Here is a 15,731-nt window from a genome sequence, read left to right as displayed (position 1 = left end):
GGGACTCGCGGTACCAGGCGGCCGGTCGACGGGCAGTGCACACTGGCAGGCATGGCGACAACGGAATTCGGGCAGACGGTGCGTCGCTGGCGCGACCGGATCCCACCCGAGGCGGCCGGGCTGCCCGCCGGCGTGGCTCGGCGCACGGCCGGGCTGCGCCGCGAGGAGCTGGCCATGCTCGCCGGGATCTCCGTCGACTACGTCACCCGGCTGGAACAGGGCCGCGCCACCCATCCCTCGCCGCAAATCGTCGAGGCACTGGCCAGGGCGCTGCGGCTGTCGGGGGACGAGCGCGCCCACCTGTTCAGGCTGGCCGGGTTCGCGCCGCCGGGCCCGCAGACCGTGCCCGCGTTCATCACCCCGAGTGTCCACCGGCTGCTCGACAGACTGACGGGGACACCCGCGGCGGTCTATGACGCGTCCTGGACCCTCCTCATGGCCAACGCGCCGTACGCGGCCCTGATGGGCGATCCGTCCGGTTGGCGTGGCAACGAGCGCAACGCCGTGTGGCGCCACTTCCTCGGCCCGGGCACCCGGGCCCGCCACACGCCTCAGTCCCTGCGCGACTTCGAGGCCACGCTGGTCTCCGACCTGCGCGCGGCGGCCGGCCGTTACCCGGCCGACCGACAGCTTCAGCGGCTGATCGCGGAACTGCGCGCGAACCACGACCGATTCGCCGCGCTGTGGGACGCCGGCAGCGTCGGCCGCCACGAGGCCGCGCGCAAGACCATCGACCACCCACACGCCGGACCTCTGACGCTGGACTGCGACGTACTCACCGTGGCGGGCAGCGACCTTCGGATCATGATCTACACGGCCGAACCCGGCACCGAGGACGCTGAACGCCTCACCCTGCTGACCGTGCTCGGCACCCAGACGCTTGCCGGTCCCGCCAACTGACAGGCTCACCATCAGAGATCAAGATGCGCCGAGTGGTCGGCTCCCTGGTCACCGGGCAGGTCACTGCGCGACCCGTGTCCCACGGGCAGCCTGGGACGATGTGATCCGGTACGTGAGGTGAGCGGCCCGGGGACGAGCCCAGCCCCCATGTCCCCCCTGGCCCTGACGGCGTGTCAGACCATGGCGAGCCGGTCCACCAGCAGCTCCACCCTCCGCCCGGCGTCCCCCGGCGGCAGCCGTCCCGCCCGGGTCAGGGTGGCCAGCCCGTGCAGGGCCGCCCAGAACACCTCGGTGAACAGTGCCGGATGAACGCCGTCCCCGGCGACCTCACCGAGGCTCTCCAGCAGGGCGGCGAAGGCATCCTTCAGCGGCTCCGGAGTGTCCTCGTTCGCGAACGCCAGGCCGCCGTCGAGCTGGAACATGGCGTCGTAGACCGCCGGGTTGTGCTCGGCGAAGTCGAGGTAGGCGCGAGCGAGGGCGGTGACCCGGGCGCGAGGGCCGTCCGCGGCGGAGGCCGCAGCCCGCAGCGCCGCGGCCATCGCGGCGGCACCCTCAAGGGCGACGGCGCCGATGATCTCGCGCTTGCCGCGGAAATGGCTGTAGAGGACGGGCTGGCTGTATTCGATGCGCTCGGCGAGCCGACGGGTGGTGACCGCGTCCCAGCCCTGCTGCTCGGCGAGTTCGCGGGCCGTCGCCACGATGAGGCGTTCGCGGTCCGCCCGTTCGCGCTGCTTGCGTTCCTGTACCGACATGGCTCGACCCTAGCACCGCTAGACAATCGATCGGCAGCAGTACTAGCGTTGCCTCATTAGCTAGCGACACTAGATTCCAGGAGGATCGCCATGTTCAACGCACTCGAGGTCTTCACCACCGTGGTCGTCGGCCTGATGGTGGGGGTGGAGTTCTCCGTCGCCTTCGTCATCAACCCGATCCTCAACGGGCTCCCCGGCGACAACGGCCTGCGCGGCCGCGTCCACGGGGCCCGGATGCTCGGCGCCGTGATGCCGTTCTGGTACATCGGCTCGCTCGTTCTGAGCGCGGCCTGGGCCATCGCCGGACGGCATCACCACGGCGCCGGCCTCGTCGTCGCCGCCGCCGCGCTGCTGATCCTGAGCGTGATCATGTCGCTCCTGCTGCTCGTCCCGATCAACAACCGGGGTAAAACGTGGACCACCCAGAACCTGCCCGAGGACTGGAAGGAGCAGATGAACCACTGGGACCGCTTCCACTACATCCGCGTCGCCGTCATCATCGCCGCCTTCGCCCTGCTGGCCGCCGCCCTCGCCTGAGCCCACGCACCGGGTCCGCGCGGATCCAATCAGACCCGATGACGGCCGATGACAGGACGTGCTGGCAGCCAGTGCCGCATCAGAGACCCTTTGCCCGTGGTGACGTGACGCGCCGTTCGGACGCCGGTCTGGGCGGCGCGGTGTCGCCGGGCTGTCCGGGTGGCAGAACAAGCACCTGTCCGTGAGATCGATGAAGACGAGGGGCAGCGCCTGTTGCGGATCATCCGCAGAGGCACGAGGTCGGTGGTGACGTGGCAACCGACGAGGCCCGCGCCCTGTTCGTCCTGCTCTCGGGCCCCGCCCACACCGACCTTGACCTGGGCCAAGCTCTCGGCTCCGCCCTGCGCAAGGCCATGGCCGCCCTGCCCGCCCCGCACCGCCCCGACGCGGACCTGGCCGGCCGCCGCATCCTCATCGACCCCGTCCGCCGGCGCGGCACCCCGGGCCCCGACCGCCCCGCCACCGCCTTCCACCAGGCCGTCTTCACCGACCGCCGCCCGCGCCTGCGCTACCGCCACGGCCGCGACAACCAGAAGCCGCGTCGGCGTCCCGCAGTAAGCAGCCTGCAGGACGTCGTGGCGGCGCGGCTACCAGCAGCGCCGAACGAGGAAGGGCCGGTACAGCCGGCCCATCGGCATGTACGGGATCTCCCGATCAATTCGGCGGCGGTCACCACCGCTGCCCAGGGACGTCGGGCTTCCTCGGCCTGCCGAGGAGGCGACAACTACCGACGCAAGTGGACGCGTCCCAAGGCGATCGTCGTCCGGGATCGAAACCAGGCTCTTCAAGGTGCCCGCTTCCGACTGGCCCCAGCCGCCGCGATCCGAGCTCCGGTCTCGTCACCCCGCGTCGTACGAGGTGCTCGACGACCGGAAACGAGATGAGCACGATGAGTACACAGGATCCGGTCGAGCGCCTCGTAGACGCGATCAACTCACATGCCCCTCGGAAGGTCGCGGACTGCTTCACCACGGACTACCGAACCGAGGTGCCGCATCGCCCCTCGGACGGGTTCATCGGTAACGAGCAGATGCTCGCCAACTGGACCGCGATCTTCAGCCGCCTCACCGACATACAGGGCCGGGTGCTGCGCCGCGCCACCGCGGGCCCGGAACTCTGGGCAAAGTTCGAGTATGTGGGTACCGGACCGGACGGCGCGACCACTGTGCTGGGCGGGCCCGCTCCTGAGCCATCCTCAGCAACCCGGCCCTGGCCGTTTACGACAGCCCGCGCTCGTTCCTGATGTGCGTCCACAACCGTGACCGGGCCCTGTGTCACCGCCTCGACGCCGCCGACGCCCCGCGGTTGGAGCGCTGCGGGCCGTCCTGCGCGAACGCAGCCCGCGCCGCCCAACACGCCAACCACCTCCTCCAGCACGCTCAGCCCTTGGAGAAACAGGCCGCCTCCGAGGCGCTGCCCGGCCCGCTCGCCGACCGGCTTTCCCAGCGCGTCGGACAGCTGCGCGCGCCGGCCGACCGCCACGTCGACGACCGCATCAACGCCCAGGAGCCGACCGCATGAGCCCCGCCCCCGATGAACGCGACCGCATCCAGACCGCGATGGACCGCATTCTCAACGGCCGGCCGGAACACTCCAACGGAGCGCTGGCCATCGTCGCGCTCGCGGCGTAGGCACAGGTGCCCCGCAACGCGCCCACCCAGCGCCATCCGGATCTGAAAAATGCCTTCTACAACCAGGTCCGCACCCGGGTGCCGGACGCCGGACAGCGAGAAGCGGTTGCGCCGGCACGTCCGGAAGCCGACACGGCGGTCGAACTCGCGTTGTCGGCGCGGCCGGACGTCGCGCTGATGGATGTCCGCATGCCGGGGATCGGCGGGCTCGCGGCGACCGCCGCGATCACCGAACGCAGCCCCGCGACCCGTGTTCTGGTGCTCACCACCTTCGGTCTCGACGAGTACCTGTTCGCCGCGCTGCGCGGGGCCGCCGGTTTCCTGCTCAAGGACGCCGAGCCGGAGCGGGTGATCGACGCGGTACGGGTGGTCCACGGGGGCGCCGCGCTGCTCGATCCGGCGGTGACCCGCAGGCTGATCGACCGGTTCGCCGACGGGCCCGGTCCGCTCGATGCGGCCCGGCTCGACCTGCTCACCCCGCGCGAGACGGAGGTGCTGCGGCAGGTCGCGCGGGGTCTGTCCAACGCGGAGATCGCGGCGGTGCTGGGGGTGAGTCCGCCCACCGTGAAGGACCACGTCTCCGTCCTCCTCGGCAAGCTCGGCGTACGCGACCGGGTACAGACGACGATCGCCGCGTACGAGACGGGGCTGATCCGGCCCGGCAGCGGGCCGTGAGGTGAATCGATCGGCACCCCGCCGTGAGGTGGGGGGGACACCCCGCCGCAGGGCGGCCCTCGCACGCGGCGGAACCGTCCCTGAGCTGGACGGATCACCCGCGTCGGCTTCCCAGCCTCGAAGGCATGTCACGCATACTTCTCCACCGTGTCGCCGACGGTGTCCTGCTGTTCCTGGCGCTCTTGCTGACCCCTGTCGTGGCGGTGGCCGGTTTCCTCGCCGCGGCGTTCGTCACCGCGAGCGTGCCGGTCCCGGTCGTCGCCGGGCTCGTCTGCGGTGCCCTGGCCGGCGGGCTGCTGGGCCGGGCGGCGTTCGCCCTGTTCGGCCTCGGCCGGCGCCCGGCTCTGCGGGCGTCCGCGTTCCTCACGGTCGGCCTGGCCGCGGGCGTCGCCGTCCTCGCCGTCGTCACCGTCCTTGATCCGATGCCCACTACGACGGCCGCCCCCGCCCCGCCCGGCGTACGGTTCTGGGATCTGCCGACCGGTTCACGCATCGCCCACGTCCATGCCCCCGCCACCGGCAAGGCCCGACCGACCCCGGTGATCTTCCTGCACGGCGGTCCCGGCACCCCCGGCGAGGGCGTCCCCACCGGGGGCCGTGGACTCGCGGCCGACGGCTTCGACGTCTACTCCTACGACCAACTCGGCGCCGACCGCTCCACCCGGCTGCGGGACGTCACCGGATACACCGTCGCCCGCCAGGTCGCCGGCCTGGAAGCGATCCGGCGCACACTCGGCGCCGACCGGATCATCCTGGTCGGCCAGTCCTGGGGCGGATCACTCACCGCCCAGTACCTGGCCGCCCATGGCGAGCACGTCGTCAAAGCGGTCTTCACCTCGCCGGGCGCGCTGTGGGGCCCGTCAATACCCTGGCTCCAGGGCCGGGGAACCCTGGAACCGCCTCTCCCCCGCCCAGAAGGCCCGGCTCGACCGGCTGAACAGCGCACCCCGCATCATCGCGGCGAGCCTGCTCCTCCGGATCAACCCCGGCGCCGCGCACGCACTGGCCGGCGACCGCGAGGTCGAACACTGGATGCACGAAGTCGCCCTCCAGGGAAAAGACAGCACCTGGTGCGAGGACGCTCCGCCCACCACGGCGCACGACAACCCTCAGGGCTTCTTCAGCAACCAGATGACCGTCAGGGACTTCGAGCGGCTCCCCGACCCCCGGCCCCGTCTGCGCACCCTGCGCGTCCCCTCTCTGATCATGCGAGGGGAGTGCGACTTCATCAGGCCCGCCGTGACCGCCGAGCACCAACACACCCTCGCAGGCTCCGAGTTGGTGACCGTCAAGGGAGCCGGACACTCCATCTCGGGCGAACAGCCCGGCCGCTGCACCGCGCTGCTGCGGGCCTTCCTCCTGGACGAACCGCTGCCGACGGGCACCGGCTGAGTCCGGAACGGGCGGTCGAGTCGGGGGAGCTTCGTGCGAGTCGTCGGCGCCTCCGGTCTCCAGGACCTGCCGAGGTCCTGGAGACCGAAGCGGTCGTCCGGTGTTCAGCCGAGGACGATCTGGATTTCCCGGAAGCCGTGGATGACGAACGACGGCACGTGGTCGAAGGGCTGGTCCTCGACGAGGGGCAAGCGGGGGAAGCAGCCGAAGAGCGCGGGCAGGACCGTGAGCGCGTCCCCCTCCGAAACGAGGTAGCGGCTGGAAAAGGCGGAGCCGGTCTTCGTGGAGAACGCCCGCTCCGCCACCATGTCGTGACGGATGATGCGGGGGGGCAGGACGTCCGCGCGATGCTGCCGACCCGCTCCCGCCACGCCTCTGTCCGCTGCCCAGAACGGTATGCGCCGGCCCGGCGGCGCCCTCGTCGAACGCGATGCCGCCGCCCGTCGCCGCGGGTGCACCCGAACGCGTCACGGCCTCGGGCTCATCCCGTCGGCCCTCGGTACAGGTCTCGGGCACGCCCCGCTCAAGCTGCGGACGTGGATTGCCGCGTGCTTGAGGCGGATGTTCTCCGGCTGGTCGTCGGGGCCACCGAGGGTGGCGTTCGCGCCTTCGGCGAGGAGACGGTCACTCGTCCGGTGCGGCCGGAGCTGCTCCGCGGGGCGGCCGGCCGTCGGCTGCCGGACTCCGGCACAGCGCGGGAACGCGGGACCCACCGCAGGTAGTTCTGGGAACACGGCGATGCGGGCAGCCTGGCGCTGTGTCCGTCGCCGTTCAGTCGCCGGCCCGTATCAGCCCGCTTTCGTAGGCGAAGATCACCGCGTGGATACGGTCGCGGAGGCCGAGTTTGGTCAGGATGCGGCCGAGGTGGGTCTTGACGGTCGTCTCCCCGACGAAGAGGCGGCCGGCGATCTCGCCGTTGGCCAGCCCCCGGGCGACCAGCGCGAGGACTTCCCGTTCCCGCTCGGTGAGCGCGGCCAGGCGGCTGCGCTGGACGGGCACGGACGCGGGGGACTGCAGGACGAAGCGTTCGACCAGGCGCCGGGTGAGCGAGGGCGCCACCATGACCTCGCCCCGCAGCACCGCGCGGACGGTGACCAGGATCTCCTCGGCGGGGGCGTCCTTGACGAGGAAGCCGTTCGCGCCGGCCCGCAGGGCCGCGTAGGCGTACTCGTCGAGGTCGAAGGTGGTGACGACGAGGATCCGGGGCCCATGGGGCAGCGCGCAGAGGTGTTCGGTCGCGGCGAGCCCGCCCATGCCGGGCATGCGTACGTCCATCAGGACGAGGTCCGGATCCAGGGCGGCCACACCCGCGATCGCCGCGTCGCCGTCGGCGGCCTCGCCCACCACGGTGAGATCGGGCTGGCTGTCGATGACCATGCGCAGTCCCATCCGGATCAGTTCCTGGTCGTCACAGATCAGCACCCGCGACGATGACGCGGTGGGGGCCGGGCCGGTCATGGGGCCGCCGTGGTGGGCTCGGGCTCGGTGGGGCGCAGACAGGCGGTGACCCGGTAGCCCCCTTCTTGTGTGGGTCCGGCGTCGACGCTCCCGCCGTACAGGGCGGTGCGTTCGCGCATGCCGGTGAGTCCGTGCCCGCCGGCGAGCGGCCGGGCGGGGTGCTCCGGGACGGCTCCCGCTCCGGCTCCGGCCGAGTTCTCCACCCGGACGCTGACCAGCCGCCCCGGCCCCTCGGTACCCGTGTCGACCCGTACGTGGATCATGGCGTTCGGCGGCGCGTGCTTGACGACGTTGGTGAGCGCCTCCTGCACGATGCGGTACGTCTGCACGGTGAGATCCGCCGGAAGGCCGCCCGGCTCGCCGTGAAAGTCCAGCCGGGCGCGCGTGCCGGTCGTGTTGAGGCGCCCGACCAGCCGCCGCAGATCGGCCGAGAGGGACTCGCCGGCTCCAGCTCCACCGGGGCCGGGGCTGGGGGCGGGTCCGGGGTCGCCGGACGAGGCGTCCGCGTCGGAGGTGCGCAGCACCTCCAGCAGCCGGCGCAGTTCGTCCAGGGCGTCGCGGCCGGTCGCGCTGATGACGCCGAGGGTGCGGTCGACGACCGTGGGGTCGGTGTGCCGCATCAGCCTGCCGCCCTCGGCGTTCAGCACCATCACGCTCACGCTGTGTGCGAGGACGTCGTGGATCTCGCGGGCGATGCGAGCCCGCTCTTCGGAGACTGCGAACCGGGCCAGGGCGATGCGCTCCGACTCGGCGAGTGCGGCCCGTCGCTCGAACTCGGCGATATAGGCGCGCCGGGCACGGACGTACTCGCCGAACACCCAGGCCCCGGCCAGTAGGAGCCCCACGGCGAGCGGGGTGAGCCAGGCACCGCGGGCCCCCGGGCCCCCGTAGTCCCGCTGCCAGGCGGGGATCCACAGCAGTACGCAGCCGGCGGCACAGATCACCGTCGCCGCGGCGGCCCGGCGCAGGCCGCGCACCGTGAGGGTGGCCAGGACCGCGGCCAGGGCGACGGCGCCGCGTCCCGGTTCCTGTCCCCACACCTGTCCGAGGTACTGCGCCCAGAACGCGGCCGTCACCAGAGCCGCGACGAGCACCGGCCGGCGGCGGCGCCACAGCAGGGGCAGCACCAGGGCGGCGTACACGACCGCCTGTACCCAGACCGGTTGCCAGCCCGGCTGCGGGCGGATCACCGGGGGCACGGCAACCAGCACGACCAGCAGGACGTCCGTCAGCCACGGATGTCCGCGCCGCAGGCGGGGCAAGGTCTCGATCAGCCGATGCACCGCCTCACGCTACGGCCGGGACCCGCTCCCCCGCGTCGTCCTGGCGGGCGTCACAGGGTCCTCCCGCAGTCGTACGGACACCGGCCGGGGATACGACGTGCGGCCACCCCGGGCGCTTCCAGCATGGCCGCCATGTCGATCACCACCGAGTTCCTCAGACGGCCCCTCATGACCGGTGCCGTGGCGTCCAGTTCACGGCGACTGGCGTACGCGATGACCGAGGGCATCGGCCTGGAGCAGGCCCGGACCGTCGCCGAACTCGGCCCGGGAACCGGGGTGTTCACCGACGCGGTCCTCGCCAGGCTGGCCCCCGACGCACGGCTGGTCGCCGTCGAGCTCAACCCGGTGCTCGCCGCCCGGCTGTCGGCCACCCGGCGCGACCCACGGCTGACCGTGGTGCGGGGTTCGGCGGCCGAGCTGGCCGCCGCGGTCGGCGAACCGGTCGACGCGGTGGTCTCCGGGCTGCCGTGGACGGTCATGCCGCAGGACCGGCGCGGGTACATCCTGGATGCCGTGACCGAAGTCCTCGCGCCCGGCGGCCGGTTCACCACCTTCGCCTACCTGCACGCGGCCTGGACCCCGCCCGCCCGTCACTTCACCGCCGAACTGGCCTGCCGCTTCGACCGGCTGGAACGCTCGAAGACGGTCTGGGCGAACCTCCCGCCTGCCTTCGTACACCGAGCAACCCAGAGGCCATGACCGCGAGCAGACCCGCGAGAGCGAGGACCAGCGCCATGGTGAACGCGAAGAGTTGGTGCGCCTGGGCGGAGGCGGCCATACGTTCCCACATCCATAGGAGGCGGCCGGAGCCACGGCGGGGCGAGGGTACGCCGGCGGATGCGTTGGGCGAGGTCGAATGCGGAGCGGCGGGCTTCGTCGAGGATCCGGCCATGGAGCCGACCGGCGGGGAGGTCACCGGTCGCCTCTCGATCATTCCCGGCCCGGGCGGCGCGCGAGATCCGGCCGGTCAGCGCCGTCGTGCGGGCGAGGTCCACCTCGCCGGCCTCGGCCAGGACCCGGCGCAGCTGTTCCGCCTGGGGCGTGGCCCTCGGACTCGAGCAGTGCCCAGGCCCGCCCACGGATCTCGACGTCGTACCGGTAGTCGGGGGTCGCAGCGTCCACGGTGGCGCGGGCGGCCGAATCCAGCGCAGTGCCGCCGGGGCCCGGGGGGCCGCGGTGCGCACGGGGCGAGCGTTGTAAGCGGACGGGAAGCCGGCGCAGCCCCGCCCGATGGCCGGCTCGTGCCAGGCGTCCGCGGGGTCGCCGAGTAGGTCGCGGGCCGGTCAGCGGAGCGTGTGCCGCGCGCACGATCGCACCGAGCAGGTTCTCGCGCAGGGCGCCCAGGAAGGGGACCCGGTCCAGGGCGGCGAGCAGCACTGGACCGGGGCCGCTCCAGGGCAGCCCGGCCGATCAGATCAACATGGAGGTACCGTTGCAGGCACCTGTGCCGGTACCGTAGTCCCATGCCTGCACTCAATGTGGAATTCAGCGAAGACGAGATGACGCGGCTGCGTGCTCGGGCGACCCTGGCGGGCCGGAGCCTGAAGCAGCATGTGCATGACGTGACGGTGGAGGAAGCCGACCGGCTGGCGTTCGTGGAGGGGGCGGTCGCCGAAGCCGCCCGCGTCCTGCCCGGCGTGCAGGCCCGCTTCCCCGAGGGACAGCGGTGAGCCCGATCATCCGTGTCGACGTCGGCTGGGTCCTGCAGATCCAGTCGGCGATCTCCCCGCTCAACGTGCCCATCGCGGACTGGGGCGCCCTGGGGTTCATGGCCGACCGGCACCAGTTCGAGCGGGAGCGCGGCGTCCTGTACTACGAGGAGACCGCTTCTCGGGCCGCCACGTTCCTGCACACCGCACTACTGCTGCGCCCGTTCACCGACTACAACCTGGTCATCGGCTGGTCCTGTGCCAGCCAGTACATGCACGTCTCCGGCCAACCACTCGAGGCCAAGGACGACGACCTGTTCGAGCTCACCCAGTCAGTCCGCGCCCAGGAGGCCGATCTGCGCACCGTCGCGCAACGCCTGGAGTCCTGGCGCACCGCGTGACAGCGGAAAGCCGCTGTTTCCGGTGGGCGAGATACCCAAAAAGGACCTGCTCGTCGCGCGTCCGGGTGCGCGGTCTCACTATCACCCGAAGCGGATGGTGAGGGGGACGTGGGCCCGGCCGTCGTAGCCCACGTCGTTCACATGCCGCGAGGAGCGCGGCGCAGCGCCTGCCACCCCCGCAGCCAGGCGGGCCGGTCCCGTCATTTCAGGCCGTCACTCCTGCCCACGTCTCCCCCGTCCTGCCGCGTACCGCTGGGCGGGCGCACGCTGGCAGAAGGGCTCATTCGTTCCACCGCCCGTCGCACGAGGACTGCGGCAGTGTGTTCCTTCCGACTCCAAGTCAGCCCCACCAAGGCCATGGATAAGCTCATTGCTCTCGACCGCGGTCTGGAACACAGCCGCAGCGCCGGCCAGGGCGGTCCTACCGGCCCAAGGCTTGTCCCGCGACTTCCATCCGCGCCTTCGCGCCGCGGTGCCGTCACCAACTTCGCAAAGTGCCGCGGGCTCAACCCGGTGAAGGGGCCTGTCCAGGACGACTCCGACGCCGTGATCACACCAGCCACATCGAGATCATTCCACTGCTGCGGGATCTTCCTGCGAGAACGCGGTGCGGCACCGTCCCACCTGTTCGGCCACCTGCTCCCGGTCGCCGTCAGTGCGTGTACCGCTTCCGCCACGGCTGTCAACGTCGCGACTGTCATGAGCCACAGCCGTAGCCATAGCAGCCAATTCATCGCGGGAGGCCCTGGTCCCGCTTTCGCGGCGTCCCTTCCGGACATGGCTTTCATTCGCCGTCCGGGTCGGCCACCGCCAAGCGGCCGACAATCGCGTCAGCCATCAATCCTGCCTGCTCGCGGGAGGCACCCAGATCCAGAGCCTGGCGATGGACCACCTCACGGATCCGCCGCCGCTCCGCCGGTCCCAGCCGGATCGTCCGCAGAGGAAGCACGTCCTCCTCCGGCTCCGGCTCAGGCCCGTGGGACCTCCGCCACCGTCCGAAGAGGCGACGGAACCTCTCCTTCACCAGTTCTGAGATGTCCTCCCGCGCCGCTTCCCCCAACTGCGCCGCCAGAAAGGCCACGGCGGCCTGCGCCGCCCCCAGAGCGGCCACCGTCACGGTGGGCAGCGACTCGTCCAGGCCGAACCCAGCATGTCCTCCGTCCGCGACCTCCCGCCGCCGCGCCGAAGCCGCCGGAAGTACGCGCGGTGCGTCGCGTCCAGCAGCCACAACTCCTCAGGACACGCCTCCCGCAACGCCGTCCGGCTCAGCATGAGCACGGCCCGCTGCTCCCCCGAACGCCCCATGGCCCACCCTCCCTCCGGCATCATGCCCGCCACGGAGATCATCGCCTGCCTGTACGAAAGCCGGGCCGGCCCGGTGTCCGGACACACGTGCGGGACAGCTGGGCAGGGGGATATCGGCATCGCTCGGCCGCTCACCGCAGGCATCCCCGGTGCCCGCCCCTCGGCAAGGGCGTTCCAGCGGGCCGCGCGGGTGGTGGGACGTAACCGCGGGAGGCCCGGATGAAGATGCTGGGGACATACCGGCATTCCACCCCGAACACCCGGACCACCGCGGCGGTAAAACCGGTCAGTCTGTGCCGAGTCAGTGGCCGCCGCGGTGCTCGTAGACCGTAAGGGACAGTGCCTTCATCGCGGCGTGGGCCCGGTCGGCGTCGCGGCCCTGGTCGACGGCTTCCAGGGCTTCGGCCGCCGAAACCCGTACGGCCAGAGGCAGGCCGTCGTACGCGGCAGCCCGGTAGGCGACGGTTCGGCGGGCGTCCCGCTCTTCTTCGCTCACCCCGTCATGGGTGAGCGGGAAGACCGCGGCCTGGTACGTAGCGATGCTCATGAGCACGGCGTCGGCGATCCCTTCCGCGTACCTGTCGGCCTGGGCGGTCTCGGGCCGGAAGAAGCCAAGGACCTGGCGGCGGGCGAGGAACGAGCCGATCCCCGCGCCGAGACCGGCTGCGCCCGCGGTGACCAGGGCCGCGGCCCGGCCGCCGAAGAGGAGACCGATGCAGGCTCCGCCGACCGCCGCGCACGTCACCAGAACGAAAGTGACCAACAGGTGTATGCGGGCGGCGAGCGGGGACGTCATGCCCAGCAGTATGCACAGCCGTCCCCTCCGCCCTCACGGCACCCGGACACACCTCCTCCGCCGCGACGCGAGCCGCTCGTACGGGCAGGGCCGACCGGGCGGTCCCATCAGTGGGCGGCAGCGGCTCTTCGGAGTCGGAGCAGCTGCGTCGGCCGGTGACTGCGGCTTCGCCAGCAGAGGTCATCGGGGTCCGTGACCATGAAGGGCTCGCGGCCATGGCCTCCTGCGCGCGGCAGTACGTCCTCGCGGAAGGCGCCCTGCACGGCCGGCACGATGCGGACGGCGCCGGCGAGATCACCCAACAGGAATTCGAGTCGACAAGCCACCGCCCCGCGGCGCGGGCGGCGGGGCATGGCCGGTACGCCTCCTGCGACGCCGTCTGACGGTTTCCGGGCGGGTCCAGCCACAACTGCGGCTGGACCTGTGTCCTGCGTGACGCATTCCGCCAGGATCTGTGTTGCCTGACCGCCCGCGCTCCATCTGGCTCTTCGGAACCGCAGCGCCCGATGGCCGTACCCGCTCCGCTGGTTGCGGCGCACGCCGTCCTCATCCGACCTTCTGCAGGGCGCGTTCGCGGCGCGCGGCGATGCTGGAGCCGGACTCCCTGCGCGCCATCCGGCGCAGCACGACCGGTGCCACGAGCAGGCCGAACACCGCCCAGGCGCCCAGTACGCCGACCGTCTCCAGGTGCCGCCATGATTCCCCGATCTCGACGGTCTCGGCGTCGGACGGCAGCAGTGCGGAGCGCATACCCAGGCCGAGCCAGTAGACCGGGAATACCTGGGCGATCCACTGCAGCCACTCCGGCAGCGCGGTGACGGGGTAGAAGATGCCCGAGATTGCGATCATCCCGAGGACGGGCAGCTGGATCAACCCCTGCGAGCGCGCGCTGGTGAACACCGAGCCGAGTATGGCGCCGATCGGCAGGCTGGCCACCATGCCGATCACCACGACCCAGGCAAGCCCCAGCCACGCGTCCACACCGAGGTCGAGCCCGTCGATGAGGAACAGCCCGGGGATCAGGAAGATCATCAGGTCGGCCAGCAGCCCACCGGAGACCGAGAGGACCTTGCCGATGAGGTAGCCGACCATGCCGTGGGGGGTGGCCTTGGCGCGCAGGAGGGTGCCGTCCTCGCGCTCCGCAGTGAGCAGCTGGCTCATGCTGACCATGCCGAAAGAGGCGTTCATCCCCAGGATGCTCGGCAGCGCGAGGGTGCCGAGCAGCAGCCCTGTGCTCCCGAACTCCGCGTCGCGCATGAACCACAAGGCGCCCAGCATCAGCAGCGGCCAGAGCAGGTGGCTGGACAACTCCGCTCCGTTGGTGAAGGACTGGCGCATCTCGATCAGGCCGCGCGTCAGGCCGGCGCGTAACGCACAGGTCATCGTGGATTCTCCGCTTCGTGCACGAGCGCCAGATACGTCTGTTCCAGCGAGGCGCGCTGGACTTCGAGTTCGCTGATCTCTTCGCCGTGCTGCTGGAAGAGCTTGCGTACGAAGTCGGTCGATTGCGGCGTCGACCGGGTGAAGCGCTGCCCGGCGTGCCGCCATCGCACGCGGTCCTCGCCGGCGATCTGCCGGGACAGTTCGTGCGGCGTGCCGTCGGCGACGATCCGCCCGCGGTTGAGGATCACGATGCGGTCGGCGAGCTTCTCCGCCTCGTCCAGGTCGTGGGTGGTCAGCAGGACTGTGGTGTCCAAGCGGCGCACCAGCTCGTGGAACTCACGCCTGGCCTGAGGGTCGAAGCCGGTCGTGGGTTCGTCGAGGAACAGCACGTCGGGGCGGCCGACGATGCCCAGCGCCACGTCCATGCGGCGCCGCTGCCCGCCCGACAGGGTTCTGATCTTCTGGCCGGCTTGCGCGGTCAGGCCGACCGCGTCGACGAGTTCGTCCGGCTCCCATGGGGTGCGTGCGCAGCAGGCGTAGTAGGAGGCCTGGTGGGCGAGGAGTTCACGGACCCGCCACTTGCCGTGGTCGCGCCAGGATTGGAGCATGACGCCCACCCTGGCGCGCCATCGCTCGTCGGCGTGTGCCGGGTCGGTGCCGAGCACCCACACACGGCCGGCCGAGCGCATGCGGAAGCCCTCGAGGATCTCGATTGTGGTGGTCTTTCCGGCGCCGTTCGGCCCCAGTAATGCCACCACCTCGCCTGTCTGCACCCGGAACGTCACGTGGCGCAGGACGTCCGCGCTGCCATACCGCATGCGTAACCCCTCGACGCTCAGGGCGGCCTGCGTCACAGCTCGCCCCGTACCCGCTCGATGAGCTCGGCCCGGTCCACGCCCGCCAGGGTGAGCGCGCGCGGGACCGTACCGACCTCCGCCTGGAGGACGCCGAGCAGCAAGTGGCCGGAGCGCGAGTCCTTCTTGCGGTGCACGGTGGCCATCCGCTCCATGGCGAGCTTGGACGAGGCGCCCAGCCGGGGGTGGCGCGCGGGTTCCTGGGTCGCCCGCGGCAGGTCGAAGTCGTCGAGCGAGACTCCGGCTGCAGCCAGGCTGTGCGCGAACTCCCGGTGCAGGGCGTCCTTGAGCGTTTCGTAGCCGAGGCCGGCGGCGTGCAGCGCGCGCTGTGCGTCGGTGCCGTCCTGGGCGGCCACCGCCAGCAGCAGGTGGTGCGCGTCGATGGTCGCCGAGCTGTCTTCCTTGGCCTCGGCCTCGGCCCGGTCCATGACCGACTGGAGGTACGTGTCGAACTTGCTCATCCCCGCCTCCTCAATGTGACTCCTGCGGCGATGAGCCGCTTGGCGTGCTTCTTGTAGACCGCCTGGCGCGTGATGCCGAGTGCCTCGGCGACCTGCGGCCAGCCCCAGCCGGACCGCATCGCCTGTTCGACTGCGGCGTCTTCAAGCTGATCGGCCAGGCGGCGTAGGGCGGAGACGGCCGCAAGCGCGTCCGCGGGATCCTTGCTGGACATAGAAGCAACCGTAGTTGACTAACCGAATTGAAGCAACCAAGG

At 71.4% G+C, this 15,731-nt stretch carries 23 protein-coding genes and 2 pseudogenes; 13 read left to right on the top strand and 12 right to left on the bottom strand.

What is annotated here, in order from left to right; genetic code table 11:
• Positions 1-51: 51 nt before the first annotated feature.
• On the top strand, positions 52-900 hold the full coding sequence (locus AB0P17_RS17315; RefSeq protein ID WP_365811767.1) for a helix-turn-helix transcriptional regulator: 849 nt from the start codon (positions 52-54) through the stop codon (positions 898-900).
• A 173-nt stretch (positions 901-1,073) separates the two neighbouring features.
• Here AB0P17_RS17315 and AB0P17_RS17310 read toward each other — a convergent pair whose 3' ends face one another.
• Positions 1,074-1,652 carry a TetR/AcrR family transcriptional regulator gene (locus AB0P17_RS17310; protein WP_365811765.1) on the bottom strand — a complete coding sequence of 193 codons (579 nt, stop codon included), beginning with the start codon at positions 1,650-1,652 and terminating at the stop codon, positions 1,074-1,076.
• A 90-nt stretch (positions 1,653-1,742) separates the two neighbouring features.
• Between AB0P17_RS17310 and AB0P17_RS17305 the strand changes: the two genes are divergently transcribed.
• The 7 genes and pseudogenes from AB0P17_RS17305 to AB0P17_RS17275 all read left to right on the top strand — a co-directional run bounded on the left by AB0P17_RS17305 (position 1,743) and on the right by AB0P17_RS17275 (position 5,887).
• Complete coding sequence (locus tag AB0P17_RS17305) at positions 1,743-2,189, top strand: DUF1772 domain-containing protein (protein ID WP_365811763.1); 447 nt, start codon at positions 1,743-1,745, stop codon at positions 2,187-2,189.
• A 251-nt stretch (positions 2,190-2,440) separates the two neighbouring features.
• Positions 2,441-3,073, top strand: coding sequence for a hypothetical protein (locus tag AB0P17_RS17300; protein WP_365811795.1), 633 nt, complete (start codon positions 2,441-2,443; stop codon positions 3,071-3,073).
• On the top strand, positions 3,070-3,432 hold the full coding sequence (locus tag AB0P17_RS17295; protein WP_365811761.1) for a nuclear transport factor 2 family protein: 363 nt from the start codon (positions 3,070-3,072) through the stop codon (positions 3,430-3,432). The genes AB0P17_RS17300 and AB0P17_RS17295 overlap by 4 nt, the downstream gene beginning before the upstream one ends.
• Entirely contained in the window at positions 3,432-3,710 is a 279-nt protein-coding gene (locus tag AB0P17_RS17290) for a hypothetical protein (protein ID WP_365811759.1), read from the top strand. Before AB0P17_RS17295 ends, AB0P17_RS17290 begins: the two co-directional genes overlap by 1 nt.
• Before the next feature lie 116 nt (positions 3,711-3,826).
• Positions 3,827-4,495, top strand: a complete 669-nt coding sequence (locus tag AB0P17_RS17285; protein WP_365811757.1) for a response regulator transcription factor — start codon at positions 3,827-3,829, stop codon at positions 4,493-4,495.
• Between the two features lie 125 nt (positions 4,496-4,620).
• A pseudogene (locus AB0P17_RS17280) lies at positions 4,621-5,313 on the top strand (alpha/beta fold hydrolase); the annotation flags it as partial.
• Positions 5,300-5,887 carry an alpha/beta hydrolase gene (locus AB0P17_RS17275; RefSeq protein WP_365811794.1) on the top strand — a complete coding sequence of 196 codons (588 nt, stop codon included), beginning with the start codon at positions 5,300-5,302 and terminating at the stop codon, positions 5,885-5,887. The pseudogene AB0P17_RS17280 and the gene AB0P17_RS17275, both read left to right, overlap by 14 nt.
• A gap of 104 nt (positions 5,888-5,991) precedes the next feature.
• On the opposite strand, the gene AB0P17_RS17270 is transcribed toward AB0P17_RS17275, so the two are convergent.
• Positions 5,992-6,195 (bottom strand): hypothetical protein, encoded by a 204-nt coding sequence (locus tag AB0P17_RS17270; protein ID WP_365811793.1) that lies wholly within the window; start codon positions 6,193-6,195, stop codon positions 5,992-5,994.
• Positions 6,196-6,435: 240 nt separating this feature from the next.
• On the opposite strand from AB0P17_RS17270, the gene AB0P17_RS17265 reads away from it, so the two are divergent.
• Complete coding sequence (locus AB0P17_RS17265) at positions 6,436-6,609, top strand: hypothetical protein (protein ID WP_365811792.1); 174 nt, start codon at positions 6,436-6,438, stop codon at positions 6,607-6,609.
• A 49-nt stretch (positions 6,610-6,658) separates the two neighbouring features.
• On the opposite strand, the gene AB0P17_RS17260 is transcribed toward AB0P17_RS17265, so the two are convergent.
• Positions 6,659-7,345 carry a response regulator transcription factor gene (locus AB0P17_RS17260; RefSeq protein ID WP_365811755.1) on the bottom strand — a complete coding sequence of 229 codons (687 nt, stop codon included), beginning with the start codon at positions 7,343-7,345 and terminating at the stop codon, positions 6,659-6,661.
• Positions 7,342-8,628 (bottom strand): histidine kinase, encoded by a 1,287-nt coding sequence (locus AB0P17_RS17255; protein ID WP_365811753.1) that lies wholly within the window; start codon positions 8,626-8,628, stop codon positions 7,342-7,344. The genes AB0P17_RS17260 and AB0P17_RS17255 overlap by 4 nt, the downstream gene beginning before the upstream one ends.
• Positions 8,629-8,760: 132 nt before the next feature.
• Between AB0P17_RS17255 and AB0P17_RS17250 the strand changes: the two genes are divergently transcribed.
• The 3 genes from AB0P17_RS17250 (at position 8,761) to AB0P17_RS17240 (ending at position 10,678) form a co-directional block, all read left to right on the top strand.
• Positions 8,761-9,327, top strand: a complete 567-nt coding sequence (locus tag AB0P17_RS17250; protein WP_365811751.1) for a methyltransferase domain-containing protein — start codon at positions 8,761-8,763, stop codon at positions 9,325-9,327.
• 764 nt (positions 9,328-10,091) lie between these two features.
• The gene (locus AB0P17_RS17245; protein WP_365811748.1) at positions 10,092-10,298 is read left to right on the top strand and encodes a hypothetical protein; all 207 of its coding nucleotides are present in this window, start codon (positions 10,092-10,094) and stop codon (positions 10,296-10,298) included.
• Positions 10,295-10,678 (top strand): hypothetical protein, encoded by a 384-nt coding sequence (locus AB0P17_RS17240; RefSeq protein WP_365811746.1) that lies wholly within the window; start codon positions 10,295-10,297, stop codon positions 10,676-10,678. Before AB0P17_RS17245 ends, AB0P17_RS17240 begins: the two co-directional genes overlap by 4 nt.
• 452 nt (positions 10,679-11,130) lie before the next feature.
• Here the strand turns inward: AB0P17_RS17240 and AB0P17_RS17235 are convergent.
• The 4 genes and pseudogenes from AB0P17_RS17235 to AB0P17_RS17220 form a co-directional block, all read right to left on the bottom strand.
• Positions 11,131-11,241: pseudogene (locus AB0P17_RS17235) on the bottom strand (IS5/IS1182 family transposase); the annotation flags it as partial.
• A 221-nt stretch (positions 11,242-11,462) separates the two neighbouring features.
• On the bottom strand, positions 11,463-11,795 hold the full coding sequence (locus AB0P17_RS17230; protein WP_365811744.1) for a hypothetical protein: 333 nt from the start codon (positions 11,793-11,795) through the stop codon (positions 11,463-11,465).
• Positions 11,792-11,983 (bottom strand): hypothetical protein, encoded by a 192-nt coding sequence (locus AB0P17_RS17225; RefSeq protein WP_365811742.1) that lies wholly within the window; start codon positions 11,981-11,983, stop codon positions 11,792-11,794. The genes AB0P17_RS17230 and AB0P17_RS17225 overlap by 4 nt, the downstream gene beginning before the upstream one ends.
• A gap of 301 nt (positions 11,984-12,284) precedes the next feature.
• Positions 12,285-12,779 (bottom strand): hypothetical protein, encoded by a 495-nt coding sequence (locus AB0P17_RS17220; RefSeq protein ID WP_365811740.1) that lies wholly within the window; start codon positions 12,777-12,779, stop codon positions 12,285-12,287.
• 155 nt (positions 12,780-12,934) lie between these two features.
• On the opposite strand from AB0P17_RS17220, the gene AB0P17_RS17215 reads away from it, so the two are divergent.
• Positions 12,935-13,162, top strand: a complete 228-nt coding sequence (locus tag AB0P17_RS17215) for a hypothetical protein (RefSeq protein ID WP_365811739.1) — start codon at positions 12,935-12,937, stop codon at positions 13,160-13,162.
• Between the two features lie 163 nt (positions 13,163-13,325).
• Here AB0P17_RS17215 and AB0P17_RS17210 read toward each other — a convergent pair whose 3' ends face one another.
• From AB0P17_RS17210 to AB0P17_RS17195, 4 genes are read right to left on the bottom strand one after another with little or no spacing between them, the layout of a single operon-like run.
• Positions 13,326-14,162: an ABC transporter permease gene (locus AB0P17_RS17210; protein WP_365811738.1), complete on the bottom strand. Its 837-nt coding sequence runs from the start codon at positions 14,160-14,162 to the stop codon at positions 13,326-13,328.
• Complete coding sequence (locus tag AB0P17_RS17205; RefSeq protein WP_365811736.1) at positions 14,159-14,980, bottom strand: ABC transporter ATP-binding protein; 822 nt, start codon at positions 14,978-14,980, stop codon at positions 14,159-14,161. The genes AB0P17_RS17210 and AB0P17_RS17205 overlap by 4 nt, the downstream gene beginning before the upstream one ends.
• A gap of 32 nt (positions 14,981-15,012) precedes the next feature.
• On the bottom strand, positions 15,013-15,477 hold the full coding sequence (locus AB0P17_RS17200) for a Clp protease N-terminal domain-containing protein (protein ID WP_365811734.1): 465 nt from the start codon (positions 15,475-15,477) through the stop codon (positions 15,013-15,015).
• Positions 15,474-15,689 (bottom strand): hypothetical protein, encoded by a 216-nt coding sequence (locus AB0P17_RS17195; RefSeq protein ID WP_365811733.1) that lies wholly within the window; start codon positions 15,687-15,689, stop codon positions 15,474-15,476. Before AB0P17_RS17195 ends, AB0P17_RS17200 begins: the two co-directional genes overlap by 4 nt.
• Positions 15,690-15,731 lie beyond the last annotated feature (42 nt).

Source organism: Streptomyces sp. NPDC088124 (genome assembly GCF_040685895.1).
Classification (GTDB): Bacteria; Actinomycetota; Actinomycetes; order Streptomycetales; family Streptomycetaceae; genus Streptomyces.
The sequence above is the reverse complement of the archived record's forward strand: the minus strand, read 5'-3'. Positions and strand labels throughout refer to the sequence as shown.

Bases quoted from the DNA above. Each gene is read 5' to 3' on its own strand.
- AB0P17_RS17315 (WP_365811767.1), top strand. From the start codon at position 52: ATGGCGACAACGGAATTCGGGCAGACGGTGCGTCGCTGGCGCGACCGG.
- AB0P17_RS17310 (WP_365811765.1), bottom strand. From the start codon at position 1,652: ATGTCGGTACAGGAACGCAAGCAGCGCGAACGGGCGGACCGCGAACGC.
- AB0P17_RS17305 (WP_365811763.1), top strand. From the start codon at position 1,743: ATGTTCAACGCACTCGAGGTCTTCACCACCGTGGTCGTCGGCCTGATG.
- AB0P17_RS17295 (WP_365811761.1), top strand. From the start codon at position 3,070: ATGAGCACGATGAGTACACAGGATCCGGTCGAGCGCCTCGTAGACGCG.
- AB0P17_RS17290 (WP_365811759.1), top strand. From the start codon at position 3,432: ATGTGCGTCCACAACCGTGACCGGGCCCTGTGTCACCGCCTCGACGCC.
- AB0P17_RS17275 (WP_365811794.1), top strand. From the start codon at position 5,300: ATGGCGAGCACGTCGTCAAAGCGGTCTTCACCTCGCCGGGCGCGCTGT.
- AB0P17_RS17270 (WP_365811793.1), bottom strand. From the start codon at position 6,195: ATGGTGGCGGAGCGGGCGTTCTCCACGAAGACCGGCTCCGCCTTTTCC.
- AB0P17_RS17260 (WP_365811755.1), bottom strand. From the start codon at position 7,345: ATGACCGGCCCGGCCCCCACCGCGTCATCGTCGCGGGTGCTGATCTGT.
- AB0P17_RS17250 (WP_365811751.1), top strand. From the start codon at position 8,761: ATGTCGATCACCACCGAGTTCCTCAGACGGCCCCTCATGACCGGTGCC.
- AB0P17_RS17245 (WP_365811748.1), top strand. From the start codon at position 10,092: ATGCCTGCACTCAATGTGGAATTCAGCGAAGACGAGATGACGCGGCTG.
- AB0P17_RS17225 (WP_365811742.1), bottom strand. From the start codon at position 11,983: ATGGGGCGTTCGGGGGAGCAGCGGGCCGTGCTCATGCTGAGCCGGACG.
- AB0P17_RS17220 (WP_365811740.1), bottom strand. From the start codon at position 12,779: ATGACGTCCCCGCTCGCCGCCCGCATACACCTGTTGGTCACTTTCGTT.
- AB0P17_RS17210 (WP_365811738.1), bottom strand. From the start codon at position 14,162: ATGACCTGTGCGTTACGCGCCGGCCTGACGCGCGGCCTGATCGAGATG.
- AB0P17_RS17205 (WP_365811736.1), bottom strand. From the start codon at position 14,980: ATGCGGTATGGCAGCGCGGACGTCCTGCGCCACGTGACGTTCCGGGTG.
- AB0P17_RS17200 (WP_365811734.1), bottom strand. From the start codon at position 15,477: ATGAGCAAGTTCGACACGTACCTCCAGTCGGTCATGGACCGGGCCGAG.
- AB0P17_RS17195 (WP_365811733.1), bottom strand. From the start codon at position 15,689: ATGTCCAGCAAGGATCCCGCGGACGCGCTTGCGGCCGTCTCCGCCCTA.